The organism is Amycolatopsis sp. NPDC104587 (assembly GCF_055583645.1).
Genome location: NZ_JBVJNO010000008.1, coordinates 447,749 through 461,246, shown reverse-complemented (window position 1 = coordinate 461,246; position 13,498 = coordinate 447,749). Strand labels below are relative to the sequence as shown.

At 70.8% G+C, this 13,498-nt stretch carries 15 protein-coding genes; 3 read left to right on the top strand and 12 right to left on the bottom strand.

Features of this window, described 5'->3' with window-relative positions:
- Positions 1-136 precede the first annotated feature (136 nt).
- The 4 genes from ACZ61C_RS27210 to rlmN all read right to left on the bottom strand — a co-directional run bounded on the left by ACZ61C_RS27210 (position 137) and on the right by rlmN (position 2,451).
- Complete coding sequence (locus ACZ61C_RS27210; protein ID WP_465310639.1) at positions 137-502, bottom strand: YciI family protein; 366 nt, start codon at positions 500-502, stop codon at positions 137-139.
- 193 nt (positions 503-695) lie between these two features.
- Positions 696-1,001: a hypothetical protein gene (locus ACZ61C_RS27205; protein ID WP_465310638.1), complete on the bottom strand. Its 306-nt coding sequence runs from the start codon at positions 999-1,001 to the stop codon at positions 696-698.
- 44 nt (positions 1,002-1,045) lie between these two features.
- Positions 1,046-1,312 carry a hypothetical protein gene (locus tag ACZ61C_RS27200; protein WP_465310744.1) on the bottom strand — a complete coding sequence of 89 codons (267 nt, stop codon included), beginning with the start codon at positions 1,310-1,312 and terminating at the stop codon, positions 1,046-1,048.
- A gap of 32 nt (positions 1,313-1,344) precedes the next feature.
- Positions 1,345-2,451 carry a dual-specificity RNA methyltransferase RlmN gene (rlmN, locus tag ACZ61C_RS27195; protein WP_192782494.1) on the bottom strand — a complete coding sequence of 369 codons (1,107 nt, stop codon included), beginning with the start codon at positions 2,449-2,451 and terminating at the stop codon, positions 1,345-1,347.
- A 169-nt stretch (positions 2,452-2,620) separates the two neighbouring features.
- Between rlmN and ACZ61C_RS27190 the strand changes: the two genes are divergently transcribed.
- Positions 2,621-3,217: a hypothetical protein gene (locus ACZ61C_RS27190; RefSeq protein ID WP_465310637.1), complete on the top strand. Its 597-nt coding sequence runs from the start codon at positions 2,621-2,623 to the stop codon at positions 3,215-3,217.
- Here ACZ61C_RS27190 and ACZ61C_RS27185 read toward each other — a convergent pair.
- Entirely contained in the window at positions 3,210-5,513 is a 2,304-nt protein-coding gene (locus ACZ61C_RS27185) for a transketolase-like TK C-terminal-containing protein (RefSeq protein ID WP_465310636.1), read from the bottom strand. The genes ACZ61C_RS27190 and ACZ61C_RS27185 overlap by 8 nt on opposite strands.
- A gap of 107 nt (positions 5,514-5,620) precedes the next feature.
- Complete coding sequence (locus tag ACZ61C_RS27180; protein ID WP_465310635.1) at positions 5,621-6,106, bottom strand: Lrp/AsnC family transcriptional regulator; 486 nt, start codon at positions 6,104-6,106, stop codon at positions 5,621-5,623.
- A gap of 238 nt (positions 6,107-6,344) precedes the next feature.
- On the opposite strand from ACZ61C_RS27180, the gene ACZ61C_RS27175 reads away from it, so the two are divergent.
- Positions 6,345-6,971, top strand: coding sequence for a PadR family transcriptional regulator (locus tag ACZ61C_RS27175; RefSeq protein WP_465310634.1), 627 nt, complete (start codon positions 6,345-6,347; stop codon positions 6,969-6,971).
- Here ACZ61C_RS27175 and ACZ61C_RS27170 read toward each other — a convergent pair.
- Positions 6,908-7,720, bottom strand: coding sequence for a class I SAM-dependent methyltransferase (locus ACZ61C_RS27170; protein WP_465310633.1), 813 nt, complete (start codon positions 7,718-7,720; stop codon positions 6,908-6,910). The genes ACZ61C_RS27175 and ACZ61C_RS27170 overlap by 64 nt on opposite strands.
- A 113-nt stretch (positions 7,721-7,833) precedes the next feature.
- On the opposite strand from ACZ61C_RS27170, the gene ACZ61C_RS27165 reads away from it, so the two are divergent.
- Complete coding sequence (locus tag ACZ61C_RS27165; protein ID WP_465310632.1) at positions 7,834-8,679, top strand: VOC family protein; 846 nt, start codon at positions 7,834-7,836, stop codon at positions 8,677-8,679.
- Here ACZ61C_RS27165 and ACZ61C_RS27160 read toward each other — a convergent pair.
- From ACZ61C_RS27160 to tsf, 5 genes are all read right to left on the bottom strand, one after another.
- Complete coding sequence (locus tag ACZ61C_RS27160) at positions 8,667-9,992, bottom strand: MFS transporter (protein WP_465310631.1); 1,326 nt, start codon at positions 9,990-9,992, stop codon at positions 8,667-8,669. The two genes, ACZ61C_RS27165 and ACZ61C_RS27160, sit on opposite strands and share 13 nt — an antisense overlap.
- A gap of 80 nt (positions 9,993-10,072) precedes the next feature.
- Entirely contained in the window at positions 10,073-11,062 is a 990-nt protein-coding gene (locus ACZ61C_RS27155) for a phosphatidate cytidylyltransferase (protein ID WP_465310630.1), read from the bottom strand.
- Positions 11,062-11,619 carry a ribosome recycling factor gene (frr, locus tag ACZ61C_RS27150; RefSeq protein ID WP_392773704.1) on the bottom strand — a complete coding sequence of 186 codons (558 nt, stop codon included), beginning with the start codon at positions 11,617-11,619 and terminating at the stop codon, positions 11,062-11,064. Before frr ends, ACZ61C_RS27155 begins: the two co-directional genes overlap by 1 nt.
- A 49-nt stretch (positions 11,620-11,668) precedes the next feature.
- Complete coding sequence (gene pyrH / locus ACZ61C_RS27145; RefSeq protein WP_072480944.1) at positions 11,669-12,412, bottom strand: UMP kinase; 744 nt, start codon at positions 12,410-12,412, stop codon at positions 11,669-11,671.
- A gap of 116 nt (positions 12,413-12,528) precedes the next feature.
- On the bottom strand, positions 12,529-13,344 hold the full coding sequence (tsf, locus tag ACZ61C_RS27140) for a translation elongation factor Ts (protein WP_465310629.1): 816 nt from the start codon (positions 13,342-13,344) through the stop codon (positions 12,529-12,531).
- Between the last annotated feature and the right edge of the window lie 154 nt (positions 13,345-13,498).

Genomic DNA, 13,498 nt, shown 5'->3' with positions numbered 1-13,498 from the left:
AGGGACGAAACCCCCTTCTGCCTCCTTTTTGTTGGGGGTGCGGTGCCCCAGGCCACCCCCCCACCTTCGCGTGGGGGGGCGCCGGGCCCCCCCCCGCGGGGGGGGGGAGGAACCCCCCCCCCCCGGGGAGCCGGTGTCAGCCGGGGATCTCGTCGAACTCGACGACCTGGCGCACCTCGACCTCGATTTCGGAGTCGAACAGCTCGACGTAGGACTTCGCGAACTCGACGGCCTCCGCGCGGTCGGCGGCGTTGATCAGCGCAAACCCGCCGATGACCTCCTTGGCCTCGGCGAACGGGCCATCGGTGACGCGGATGGCGGCCCCCCGCGGCTTGCGGACGAGCGCGCCCTTCTCCGACGGGTGAACGCCCTCCGCCGTGATGAGGATGCCCTTCTCCGCCGAGTCCTGGATGAACGCGCCCATCTTCTCGATGAACTCCTGGCTCGGGTTCCAGGCTTCCGGCTGGCTCTCGTCGAGGCGGTGCATCATGAGGAAACGCATGGCTTGCTCCCTGGTCGTTCTCGGCCGTGGCCCGGTGTGTCCCGGACGCGGTGACCGGCCTTCACCCCCGCGTCGAACGGCTGAGTTCGGCGTTCGACATTTCTCCCCGAAGATTTTTCCCGGAGATTTTTCCGGCATCGTAACCGGGGGCAACGGGGTCCTCACGGCCTACAAGGGCCGGGCGTGACCGCGTTCAGACCAGGGTCATCGTCGAGACGTCGGGCAGCCGCTCGGGCGGTTCGTCGGTGACCCAGGCGTACTCGATGGCCGAAAGGTAACCACCGCCGACCCAGACCAGCACCTCACCCAGGTACTGCCCGGCGCCGTCGCGGACTTCGGCCCCGGAGGGGATCACGCCGTCCGGCACCGGTGCGGGAGCGACGGAAGCGGGCACGACGAGGTCGACGCTCGGCTGTCCCTCCGCCCACCTCGCGACGACCCGGCAATGCGGCACCTGCGCACGGAGCCCGTCCACGCCGGCGAAGTCCGGCACCAGCATGAACTCGAGAACCGCGCGTTCCGCCCGCGTCGGATCGCGGGGAGTCAGCGGTCGAGCCAGGGAGCCAGCAGCTTCTCGAGGTCGGCGTCCGACAGCGCACGCGGCCCGCCGTGGAACTCGTGCCAGCGGGACGCGTCGCACGCTGCCGCGTACTCCACCTCGAACGCCCGCATCAGGACGTACATGAACGTCACCGAGCTGAACCGGTCGCCCAGCAGCGTCCGGGCCTCGCGGGCGACGTCCGTCGCGCCGGTGAAGTCCGCGAGCTTCAACGATTCCGCGGCTGGGTCGAGCAGGCTCGGGGCGTACATCACGACGATTTCTCCATCACAGAAACGAAAAGTCAGCCTTCGGCGGCAAGCTGCCCACACGCGGCGGCGATCTCCTGGCCGCGGGTGTCGCGCACCGTGCACGCTACTCCACCGGCGTTGACCAGCCGCACGAACTCCCGCTCCACCGGCTTCGGCGACGCATCCCACTTCGAGCCCGGGGTCGGGTTCAGCGGGATCACGTTCACGTGCACCAGCTGACCCAAGTGCTTACGCAGCCGCTTCGCCAGCAGTTCCGCCCGCCACGGCTGGTCGTTGATGTCCCGGATCAGCGCGTACTCGATGGACACCCGCCGCCCGGACGTGTCCGCGTAGTACCGGGCAGCCGAAAGGACCTCGTCCACCGACCAGCGCTCGTTCACCGGCACCAGCGTGTCCCGCAGCTCGTCGTCCGGGGTGTGCAACGACACCGCCAGCCGCACCTGCATCTTCTCGTCGGCCAGCTTCCGGATCGCCGGCGCCAGCCCGACGGTCGACACGGTCACCGACCGCTGCCCGATACCGAGGCCACCCGGAGCCGGATCGGTGATCCGCCGCACCGCGGCCACCACGCGCTTGTAGTTCGCCAGCGGCTCACCCATGCCCATGAAGACGATGTTCGACAGCCGCCCGGGACCGCCCGGCATCGTGCCGTCGCGCATGACCGCCGCCGCCGAGCGGACCTGGTCGACGATCTCCGCCGTCGACAGGTTGCGGTCGAGGCCGCCCTGGCCGGTCGCGCAGAAGGGGCACGCCATGCCGCAGCCGGCCTGGCTCGAGATGCACAGCGTCGCGCGGTCCGGGTAGCGCATCAGGACGCTCTCCAGGAGCGTGCCGTCGTGCGCGCGCCACAGCGTCTTGCGGGTCGCGCCGTTGTCGGCCGCCAGCGCGCGGACCTCGGTCAGCAGCGTCGGCATCAGGTCGGCGACCAGCTTCTCGCGGGAGGCCGCCGGGATGTCGGTCATCTCCGCCGGGTCGACGGTCAGGCGTGAGAAGTAGTGGTTGGACAGCTGCTTCGCGCGAAAGGGCTTCTCCCCCAGCTCGGCCACGGCAGCGGCCCGCTCGGCCACCGAAAGGTCGGCGAGGTGACGCGGCGGCAGGCCGCGCTTGGGCGCGTCGAAGACGAGGGGGAGGGCAGTCATAACCGAACCAGTGTCCCACGCCCCCGGAACCCCCGCCCGCACCGCCCCGCACCGCCTGTACCCCAGGTCACCCCGGGCCGGCGCCGGCCGCTGGATACAGTTCGTCGACCTCCCCGGGAAACCGGCCGGGCCGTCCGGGAGTCGAAGGGCCGAGGAAAGAGGTGAGCCCGTGTCCTTCCGGCACATCGTCGTGGCCGTCGCGGTCGTCGTGAGCGCTGCTGCCTGCAGCACCTCCACCGCCGGGCAGGCGCAGCCCGTTCCGACCGTCACCAAGGCCGCCGGGCCGCAGGTCGTCGTCGGGACCATGCACGTCGCCCTGCCGGTCGGGGCGACCTACACCGCTCGCACCGATGACGGCCTGCTCGACGGCTGCGTCGGCAAGGGCACCGTCGTCTGCGCGGCTCGGCTGCTTGACCTGCGCGAAGCGACTTCGGACCCCAACGCGCCCATCAACCTCCCGAGCGCGAAGCGGCCCTTCGGCTGGTACACCGGCACGGACGTGCCGACCTGCATCACCGCCGCTTCGCCGCCCGGGGACGCCGCTGTGGCCACCGGCAGCACCTTGCTCGACTCCGGGTTCAAGCCGGTCGGGCCGAAGAAGGCCGAGTACGGCCACTGGCAGGTCACCTGCGAGGACGCGACGCAGAACAACCAGGTCCGGATGTGGTGGCTGCCCACCAGCAAGATCCTCGTGGTCGAGTACGGCTCCGGCACCGACTGGGACAAGGCCGTCGACACGATGCTCGAGGGCGCGACCTTCAGCTGACGACGTCGAGCGCCGCGCGGATGATCGAGTCCGTGTCGATCCCGTGGTGGCGGTAGACCTCCTCGAGCGACCCGGACTGCCCGAAGCCCGTGACGCCCAGCGCGACCGACGGCACCCGGTTGATCCCGGCGAGGAACGCCAGCGTGTGCGGGTGGCCGTCGAGCACCGAGACCAGGGGACGCGCCCTCGAAGCCGGGAAGACCTGGTCGAGGATCCACGACTCGGCGCTCCCCCGGCCCGACCGCGCCTGGACCGCCTCGAACAGCAGGCCCGGGCTGGTCACGCAGACGACGTCGGCCTCGACGCCGACCTGGGCCAGCCGCTCGGCCGCCGCCAGGGTGTCCGGCACCAGCGCGCCCATCGCCGCCAGCGTCACCGCCGGGGACTCGGCCCGGCGCACGAGGTATGCGCCCGCCACGACCTGGCGGCGACGGCGTTCGCGCGCCGCCGGGTCCGCCGGCACCGCGGCCAGGGTCTGGTCCACCGGACGCGTCGACAGCCGGAAGTACGACGACGTCCCGCCCGGCTTGCCGAGCCGGCCGAGCGCCGCGAGCAGCGTCCACTCGGTGTCGATCGCGAACGCCGGTTCGTAGCTGACGCAGCCGGGCTGCTCGATACCGATCGACGGCGTGGTGATCGACTGGTGCGCGCCGCCTTCCGGGGCGAGCGTGACGCCGGACGGCGTGCCGATCAGGATCGACTGCCCGCCCGCGTAGATCCCGAACGACCACGGCTCCAGCGCGCGCTCGACGAACGGGTCGTACATGACGCCGATCGGCAGCAGCGGCTCGCCCCAGCGGCTCCAGGTCGCGCCGAGCTCCCCGAGCAGGCCGACCAGGTTGGTCTCGGCGATGCCCAGCTCGAGGTGCTGGCCCGTCGGCTTCTCGCGCCAGTGCATGATCGTCTCGGGGTCGTCCTCGAACCAGTCGCGGCGCTCGGTCGCCGACCAGACGCCGACCTTGTTGACCCAGCCGCCGAGGTTGGTCGTCGAGCTGACGTCCGGGCTGACCGTCACCACACGCTTCGCCGCTTCGGGCGCTTCGCGCGTCAGGTCGAGCAGGACGCGTCCCAGCGCGGCTTGCGTCGTCGCGGTCCCGGACGGTGTGCGCCCGATGTCGACGGGCATCTCGAGCGAAGGCAGCGAAGGAACGTCCGGACGGCGAAGGCGCGAAGCGACTTCGGCGCACAACGCGGCTTCGGACGATTCAGCCGCGAAGCCCTCCCAAGGCGAAGAAAGATCCGTCCCCAGCGAAGAAGCCAGCTCCTCCATCTGCGCGACCGTCAGCAGCGAAGAGTGGTTCTGCGGGTGCCCCTGCGTCGGCAGGCCGCGGCCCTTGACGGTGTAGGCGAAGATCACCGTCGGCCGGCTGTCCGAAATGGACGCGAAGACCTCGTCGAGCGAGCCGAGGTCGTGACCGCCGAGGTTCCGGATCGCGGCCAGGAGCGTCTCGTCGTCGAGGGACGCCACCAGGGCGGCAAGCGCGTCGTCGCCCGCGGGCAGCCGGTCGCGCAGCTGGGCGGCGTCGCAGCGCAGCAGCCGCTGGTACTCCGGGTTCGGCATCGCGTCGATCCGCGCGCGCAGCTCGGACCCACCCGGCCGGGTGAACAGCTCCTCCAGCAGCCGCCCGTACTTCAGCGTCAGGACCTGCCAGCCGGCCGCGTCGAACATGCCCTGCAGGCGGCCGGCCGCGATGTTCGGCACGACCCGGTCGAGCGACTGGCGGTTGAGGTCGACGATCCAGACGATCTCGCCCAGCTCCGCGACCCCCGGGTCGAGGATGGCCTCCCAGATGGCGCCCTCGTCCAGCTCGGCGTCGCCGACCAGCGAATACTGCCGCCCGGTGCCGGCGGACGAGCCGCGCGTGGTCAGGTAACGGCGGGCGAGCGCGCCCCAGATCGGCGCGGTGGCGCCGATGCCGACCGAGCCGGTCGAGTAGTCCACCGGGTCCGGGTCCTTGGCGCGGCTCGGGTAGCTCTGCAGCCCGCCGAACTCGCGCAACGTCGGCAGGTACGCCTCGTCCAGCTCGCCGAGCAGGTAGTTGATCGCGTGGAGCACCGGCGACGCGTGCGGCTTCACCGAAACGCGGTCCTCGGGACGCAAGTGCCGGAACCACAACGACGTCATGATCGACACCAGCGACGCGCACGACGCCTGGTGCCCGCCGACCTTCAGCCCGGACGGGTTGGGCCGGACCCGGTTGGCCTGGTGCACGATCGCGGTGGCGAGCCACAGCACCCGCCGTTCGATCGCGGCGAGCGTGTCCGTCGCCTGAACGGTCGCGGAGGGCTGGGTCATCGTCGACACCTTTCGTGCAGGAAGCGCACACCAGGACACCACCGGTGGACGCATCGCACAACCGATGCCCCTCGAAGTGCGCAGAATGCACACCACGGCGCGACGGCTCAGGCCTCCGGCTGCGCAGAATGCACGCGCTCCAGAAGCGGCGTCAGCCGGTACGGGACGAGCTCGCGCATGACGAGCGAGATGTTCGTCCGCTCGACGCCCGGCGAGGCGAGGATGTGCCCGGCGATCCGGTAGAGGTCGTCGGCGTCGACCGCGACGACCTGCACCATCAGGTCGCTCGCGCCGGTCAGCCCGCAGACCTCGGTGACCTCGGGGATCGTGGCGAGCGCGTCGGCGATCTCGGCGAGCCGCCGCTGGTCGACCTGCGCGTTGACGAACGCGCGCAGCGGGTAGCCCAGCCGCGCCGGGTCGATGCGGCGCTCGAACGAGGAAAGCACCCCGCGCTGTTCGAGCCGGGCGAGCCGGGCCTGCACCGTGTTGCGGGACAGGCCCAGCCGCTCGGCCAGCGCGACCGCCGTCGAGCGCGGGTCCGCGCCGAGCGCCAGCAGAAGCCGCGCGTCGATGTCGTCGATGGTGTCGGGCACACCCGATCTTCTCAGCCCGGGTGCGTCGATGCGCTCCCTGGAGAGCTACGCGGCCGGCCCGTCGGGTGTGTCGGTTCGCCGGGAGGGCGTTCGCGCGCAGCTTGCTGCCGAGGATCAGGACCAGCACCCCGGCCGCCAGCGGGAGCACCGTGAGCGGCATCACCGAAGCAGGGTTGCCATTCGACCGTTTCCGATATATCGTGAAGCAGTCGCAATCGTTCGAGAAAGGAACACAGACATGCGTAGGCAACGACACCCCTTCGCCCACGAGCGTGGGCGCGCACCTTTCGGCCCCTTCGGTGGTTTCGGCGAGTTCCCCCCGGGCTTCGGCCCTGGTGGCGGACGCGGTCGTGGCCACGGACCGGGCAGGCGGGGTCACGGCGGACGGCGCAGCCGCCGCGGTGACGTCCGCGCCGCGATCCTGGCGCTGCTCGCCGAGCAGCCCCGGCACGGCTACGAGATCATCCGCGAAATCGGCGAGCGCTCCGGCGGCTTCTGGCGGCCGAGCCCCGGCTCCGTCTACCCGACGCTGCAGCTGCTGGCCGACGAAGGCCTGGTCGTCAGCAAGGACGAGCACGGCAAGAAGCTCTTCGAGCTGACCGACGCCGGCCGCACCGCCGCGGAAGAGCAGGACAGCACCCCGCCGTGGGAGCAGATCGCCCAGGACGTCGACCCGACCGAGGTCGGGCTGGCCAAGGCGGGCAAGAACCTGGCCGCCGCCGTCGTCCAGATCATGCGGGCGGGCACCGAGAGCCAGCAGGCCCGTGCGGCCGAGGTGCTCAACGACGCCCGGCGCTCGCTCTACGGCATCCTCGGTGAGGACGAGGACGAGTCCTCGGCTTCCGCTGAAGAAGCAGCCGAGTGACCTGGCAGGACGAGGCCGGTGGGCTTCACCCGCGCATGGACGCGGTAGCCCACCGGCAGCGTCAAGTCTTCACCGCGTTTCCCGTTACGCTGCAACGACTCCGCGATCGCCTGTTCGGCGACGGGCTTGCTGAACTCGATCTTCAGCACCGCTTCGAGGTCCGCGGTGGTCGCGAAGCGCCACTCGGTGGCCACGCGGCGGCAGCCGAACCCGGCCCGCGCGAAGAACCGTTCGACGGCGACCGGGTCGTAGTGCGGTAGGTCGGCGCGCATCCAGCCGCCGTAGGGCTCGCTGGTCACGTCGAGGTCGACGATCACGATCATCCCGCCCGGCCGCAGCACCCGCTCCGCCTCCGCGAGCCCGGGTTCGCAGCCGGGCCCGAAGAAGTACGCCGTGCGCGCGTGGACGAGGTCGACACTCGCGCTGCGGACCGGCAGCCGCTGGGCCCGGCCCAGCTTGACGTCCACGTTCGACAGGCCGGCCACCCGTTTCAGCGCATCCCGCACCAACGGCTCGTGCGGCTCCACCCCGAGCACCGATCCCGCGTCGCGGGCGAAGCGCGGCAGGTGGAAGCCGTCACCGCAGCCGACGTCCAGCACGTCCCGGCCGGCCCAGTCGAACTCTTCACGCAGCACGCGCCAGATCTCGCCGCCGACGTCCTGCGCCCGGTTCTCCAGCTCGTAATCCGACTGGTAGTACCAGATGTTCGGACTCGGCACGACTTCCGCGCGCCGCGACGACCACCGCACCCGCTGCTCCTTCCGGGGCCTTCTGTGCCGACAGTGATTTTCCGGCGTCGAAATCTTGGCGGAAACCTTACCGATCACGCCTAGAATTCGGTGGGTCTCGGGAGGAGCACTACATGGCATTCGGCCCGTCCAGTACCCCGTCCCCGGTCCCGGCCGGAATTCCGTGCTGGATCGAGCTGGCCTGCCGCGAGCAGGCCATCGCGGAAAGATTCTACGGTGCCCTCTTCGGCTGGGAGTACACCACTCAACGAGATCCGGCGACGTCCGACGGGCGTTACGCCATCGCCACGCTCAACAGCCTGCCCGTCGGCGGGCTCTACCGCGCCGCGCAGGGTGCGCCGCTGGGCTGGATGCCGCACATCTCCGTGCCGCACACCGCGAGCGCGGCCGAATGGGTGGAACACCTCGGCGGACGGCTGACGCTGGGCCCGATGCCGATCCCGCGGCGGGGAACGATCTTGCACGCCTACGACGCGTGCGGCGCGCCGGTGGTGTTCTGGGAGGTCCCGCCGGACTGGCAGTTCGTCACCGGGATCCCCAACACCTTCAGCGGCGCCGACCTCAACACCCACGACGGCGTCGCGGCGGATCACTTCTACACCAAGCTCTTCACCTACTCGAGCCACCAGATCGGCGACGGCGAATCGCTCGACTACGCCGAATGGCTCATCGAGCACGAGCCGGTGCTGTACCGCTACGTGATGGGCTCGGAGTACAGCCTCGACACCCCGCCGCACTGGCTCGTGTACTTCGACATCGACCCGGCGCGCGGCGTCGACGCGGTCGCGGGCGAGGCGCTGATGAACGGCGGCACCGTCGTGATCCAGCCCTACGACACCCCGTTCGGCCGGATGTCGATCCTGGCCGACCCGGAAGGCGCCGTCTTCGCCGTGATCGACCACTCGCGCGTCGCCGAAGGCTGGGGCCGCGCCGAGGTCGACGACCCCTACGACGACTGACGCCCGAGCAGCGCCAGCACCACGACCAGCGCGTACCCGCCCGCCACCAGCCACATCCCGGTGGCGGGCAGCAGCGCGCCGACGAGCGCGACCCCGATCGCCCCACCGGTCTGGCGCGACGCGTTGAGCACGCCGGCCGCCAGCCCGGCCTGGTCCGGCAACGAGTTCATGGCCAGCGACGTCATCGCCGGCATCGCGAGCGAGCAGCAGCCGAACACGACCGAGACCACGACGAACGGCACCAGCGCGCGGTCTTCGGGCAGTAGCGCGAAGCCCACCGAGCCGGCCAGCCCGGCCAGCGCACCGGCGATCATCGGGGCGCGCGGCCCGAAGCGCCCGGTCAGGCGTCCGCTGAAGAACGCGTTGAACCCCACGGCCATCGTCACCGGCACCAGCGCGAGACCGGCGGCGAGCGCGCCCAGCCCCCACTGCCGTTGCAGGTACAGCGCCAGGGCGAACAGGGTGCCGTAGAGGCAGAAGTTGAACAGGCCGCCGACGCCGGTCGCCACCGCGAAGTTCCGGATCTTCAGGACGCCCAGTGGCAGCACGGGGTCCGGCACCCGCCGTTCGACCAGGACGAACACCACTCCGGCCAGCACTCCCCCGGTGATCAGCACGAGCGTCGTCGGCGCGGACCAGCCCGCGTGACCGGACTCGATGAACCCGGCGACGAGGCAGGCCAGCGCGGCCGTGCCCGCGAGCTGCCCGGCGAAGTCCAGGCGGGTCGACTCGTGCCGCGGCGGTTCGGCGACGGCCCGGCGTGTCAGGACGATCGCGACGATCCCGACCGGCACGTTCACCGCGAACACCAGCCGCCAGTCAGCCAAGCCGACGGCGAGCCCGCCGAGCACCGGACCGGCGGCGAGGCCGACACCGCTCATCCCGCCCCACACACCGAGCGCGCGGGCCCGCGCCTTCGGGTCCGGGAACTGGTGGACGATCAGTGCCAGCGACGACGGCAGCAGTGCGGCGCCGCCGGCCCCCTGCACGGCGCGCGCGGTGATCAGCCAGGCGGCCGAACCCGCGAGCGCGCAGCCGATGCTCGCGAGCACGAAGACGGCGACGCCCGCTTCGAAGACCCGGCGCGACCCCCACCGGTCACCGGCCGCGCCCCAGGTGAGCAGGAACGCGGCCAGCGTGACGGTGTAGGCGTCGACGACCCACTGCAGCGCGGCGGTGGACGGTTCGCCGAAGTCGGCCCCGATCGGCGGGAGCGCGAGGTTCACGATCGTCGCGTCGAGGGTGATCATCAGGAAGCCCAGGCAGACGGCGGCGAGCGCGAGCCGGGCCGGGGCGCGGGTTCCGGTGGACATGCCCCGAGTCAAACCCCTGGACACTTCGGTGGTCCACGAACCATCGCCTACCTCTGGTAAGCGGAGCCTCCCACCGCAGGTCAGCCCAGCGGCACGAACGCCGAAAGCAGCAGCCAGGACACGACCGCGGACGGCAGCAGCGAGTCGAGCCGGTCCATGATCCCGCCGTGCCCGGGCAGCAGTGTCCCCATGTCCTTCACGCCGAGGTCGCGCTTGATCAGCGACTCCACGAGGTCACCCAGGGTCGCGGTGAGCACGATCGCGACACCGAAGATCACGCCCTGCCAGACGTGGCCGTCGAGCAGCAGGCTGAGCGTCAGCGCTCCGGCCACGACCCCGCCGACCAGCGAACCCCCGAAGCCTTCCCAGGTCTTCTTCGGGCTGATCGTGGGGGCCATCGGGTGCTTGCCGCCGAGGACGCCGGCGATGTACCCGCCGGTGTCCGAAGCGACCACGCCGATCAGGAAGGTGAGCACCCGCCCGACGCCGTCCGAAGGCGGCACGAGCATCGCCGCGAACGCGCCGAAGAGCGGCAGGTAGGCGGCGGCGAACGTCGACGCGCTGATGTCGCGCAGGTAGCCCTTGGCGCCGCCGGGCAGCCGCCACAGCAGGCAGGCGAGCACGGTGAGGACAAACGCGGTGAGCGCGCCCTCGCGGCCGAACGGCCAGGCCAGCCAGATCATCGCCTGGCCGCCGACCAGCACCGGGATCATCGCGACGCGGATGTCGGCGACCCGGCGCAGCACCCCCGCGAACTCGAAGGTGCCGACCGCGATCGCGATCGCGATGATCCCGATGAACAGGAACCGGACGGTGAGCAGGGAAACGATGATCGCGGCGCCGAGCAGCAGCGCCACCCCGATGGCCGCGGGCAGGTTGCGGCCCGCCTTGGAGGCCTTCTTGGCTTCGGGCGCCGCACTCTCCGGAGCGGCTTCCGCCGGACCGGCGGCCCCGTTCGGCAGGGCCGCGGTCTCCGCCGCCGGCTCGCCGGCCACCGCCGGCCCCGGGGCGGCCGGCTCTTCGCCGACGCCGTCCACCCGGTCTTCTCGTTCCTCGCTCACCTGTGCCATCAGACCTCGAGCAGCTCGGCTTCCTTGTGCTTGACCAGCTCGTCGACCTTGTGGGAGTACGTGTCGGTGAGGTTCTGCAGCTCCTTCTCCGCGCGCACGACCTCGTCTTCGCCCGCTTCGCCGTCCTTGCCGATGCGGTCGAGCTCTTCCTTGGCCTTGCGGCGGATGCTGCGGATGGTCACCCGCGCGTCCTCACCCTTGCCCTTGGCGACCTTGACCATCTCCTTGCGCCGCTCTTCGGTGAGCTGCGGGATGACGATCCGGATGACCTGGCCGTCGTTGCTCGGGTTGACCCCGAGGTCGGACTCGCGGATGGCCTTCTCGATCGCGCCGAGCTGGGTCTGGTCGTAGGGCTTGATCAGCGCCATCCGGGCTTCCGGCACGTTCACGCTGGCCAGCTGGTTCAGCGGGGTCGGCGCGCCGTAGTACTCGACCACGATGCGCGAGAACATCGACGAAGTGGCCCGGCCAGTGCGCACCGAGGTCAGGTCGTCCTTGGCGACGGACACCGCTTTTTCCATCTTCTCCTCGGCGTCGAGGAGGGTCTCGTCGATCACGGCTACTCCCGGTGTTGTGATGGTGTGGCGCTTGCTGATCCCAGCAGGTCTAGGCCGGCACCCCGTCGGCGGGGGTGCTGACCAACGTGCCGATTCTTTCACCACTCACCGCGCGGGCGATGTTCCCCTCGGTGAGCAGGTTGAACACGATGATCGGCATGTTGTTGTCCATGCAGAGGCTGAACGCCGTCGCGTCGGCGACCTTGAGGTCCCGCTCCAGCACCTCGCGGTGGGTGATCTCGCGGAACATCTCGGCCGTCGGGTCGCTCTTCGGGTCCGCGGTGTAGACCCCGTCGACGGCCTTCGCCATCAGCACGGCCTCGCAGCCCAGCTCGAGCGCGCGCTGCGCGGCCGCGGTGTCGGTGGAGAAGTACGGCATGCCGACCCCGGCGCCGAAGATCACGACGCGGCCCTTCTCCAGGTGCCGCTCGGCGCGGCGCGGGATGTAGGGCTCGGCGACCTGGCCCATCGTGATGGCGGTCTGCACGCGGGTGGGCAGGCCCTCCTTCTCCAGGAAGTCCTGCAGCGCCAGGCAGTTCATCACGGTGCCCAGCATCGCCATGTAGTCGGCGCGGTCGCGGTCCATGCCGCGCTGCGAGAGCTCGGCGCCGCGGAAGTAGTTGCCGCCGCCGATCACGACGGCGACCTGGACGCCGGTGCGGGCGACGTCGGCGATCTGCTGCGCGACCGAGTGGACGACATCCGGATCGACGCCGATCGAACCACCGCCGAACATCTCGCCGCCCAGCTTCAGCAGCACCCGCCGGTAGCCACCTTCGACCCGGTCACCCATCTATGTCGCCTCCTAGGCCCCTCGACCCGATCATTCTTCTCCTGGACCCGACAGTGCCCCGTCCCCGATGGACGGAGACGGGGCACTGGGGGTGAAACCTACGCCCGGACCAGGCCTCAGGCCTGGCCGACCTCGAAGCGCGCGAACTTGGTGATCGTCACGCCGGCCGCGTCGAGCAGGGCCTTGACGGTCTTCTTGTTGTCCTTGACCGACGGCTGCTCGAGCAGGACGTTGTCCTTGTAGTAAGCGTTGACCTTGCCCTCGATGATCTTGGGCAGGGCCTGCTCCGGCTTGCCCTCTTCGCGGGCGGTCTTCTCCGCGATCGAGCGCTCGTTCTCGACGATCTCGGCGGGCACCTCGTCGCGGGTCAGGTACTTCGCGCGCAGCGCGGCGACCTGCATGGCGGCGCCGCGGGCGGCCTCGGTGTCGTCACCGGTGAACTCGACGAGCACGCCGACGGCGGGCGGCAGGTCCGAGCCACGACGGTGCAGGTAGTTGGTGGTCTGGCCCTCGAAGGACACGACCCGGCGCAGCTCGAGCTTCTCGCCGATGCGGGCGGAGAGCTCCTGCACGACCTCGTTGACGGTCTTGCCGTCCAGCTCGGCGCCCTTGAGGGCGTCCACGTCGCTGGTCTTGAGGGTCTTCGCGACCTCGACGATCTTCGCGGCGAGCGCCTGGAACTCGGCGTTCTTCGCGACGAAGTCGGTCTCGGAGTCGAGCTCGATCAGGACGCCGCCGTCGCCGGCGACGAGGCCCTCGGCGGTGGCGCGCTCGGCGCGCTTGCCGACGTCCTTGGCGCCCTTGATCCGCAGGAACTCGACGGCCTTGTCGAAGTCGCCGTCGTTCTCCTCCATCGCCTTCTTGCAGTCCATGAAGCCGGCGCCGGTCATCTCGCGCAGGCGCTTCACGTCAGCGGCGGTGTAGTTCGCCATTCTGCTAAATCCGTCCTTTTCAGGTACGTGAAATCCTTGGGGGGTGCTACGCCCGTGGGGGGGGGGGGGGGGGGGGGGGAAGGGGGGGGGGAGGGGGGGGGGGGAGGGGGGGGGGGGGGGTGGGGGGGGGAGGGGGGGGGGGGGGGGGGGGGTC

Excerpts from the sequence above, each read along its gene's own strand:
- ACZ61C_RS27155 (WP_465310630.1), bottom strand. The coding sequence starts at position 11,062 with ATGGCACAGGTGAGCGAGGAACGAGAAGACCGGGTGGACGGCGTCGGC.
- rlmN (WP_192782494.1), bottom strand. The coding sequence starts at position 2,451 with ATGACTGCCCTCCCCCTCGTCTTCGACGCGCCCAAGCGCGGCCTGCCG.
- ACZ61C_RS27205 (WP_465310638.1), bottom strand. The coding sequence starts at position 1,001 with ATGCTGGTGCCGGACTTCGCCGGCGTGGACGGGCTCCGTGCGCAGGTG.
- ACZ61C_RS27175 (WP_465310634.1), top strand. The coding sequence starts at position 6,345 with ATGCGTAGGCAACGACACCCCTTCGCCCACGAGCGTGGGCGCGCACCT.
- ACZ61C_RS27165 (WP_465310632.1), top strand. The coding sequence starts at position 7,834 with ATGGCATTCGGCCCGTCCAGTACCCCGTCCCCGGTCCCGGCCGGAATT.
- ACZ61C_RS27200 (WP_465310744.1), bottom strand. The coding sequence starts at position 1,312 with ATGTACGCCCCGAGCCTGCTCGACCCAGCCGCGGAATCGTTGAAGCTC.
- ACZ61C_RS27185 (WP_465310636.1), bottom strand. The coding sequence starts at position 5,513 with ATGACCCAGCCCTCCGCGACCGTTCAGGCGACGGACACGCTCGCCGCG.
- ACZ61C_RS27210 (WP_465310639.1), bottom strand. The coding sequence starts at position 502 with ATGCGTTTCCTCATGATGCACCGCCTCGACGAGAGCCAGCCGGAAGCC.
- pyrH (WP_072480944.1), bottom strand. The coding sequence starts at position 12,412 with ATGGGTGACCGGGTCGAAGGTGGCTACCGGCGGGTGCTGCTGAAGCTG.
- tsf (WP_465310629.1), bottom strand. The coding sequence starts at position 13,344 with ATGGCGAACTACACCGCCGCTGACGTGAAGCGCCTGCGCGAGATGACC.
- ACZ61C_RS27160 (WP_465310631.1), bottom strand. The coding sequence starts at position 9,992 with ATGTCCACCGGAACCCGCGCCCCGGCCCGGCTCGCGCTCGCCGCCGTC.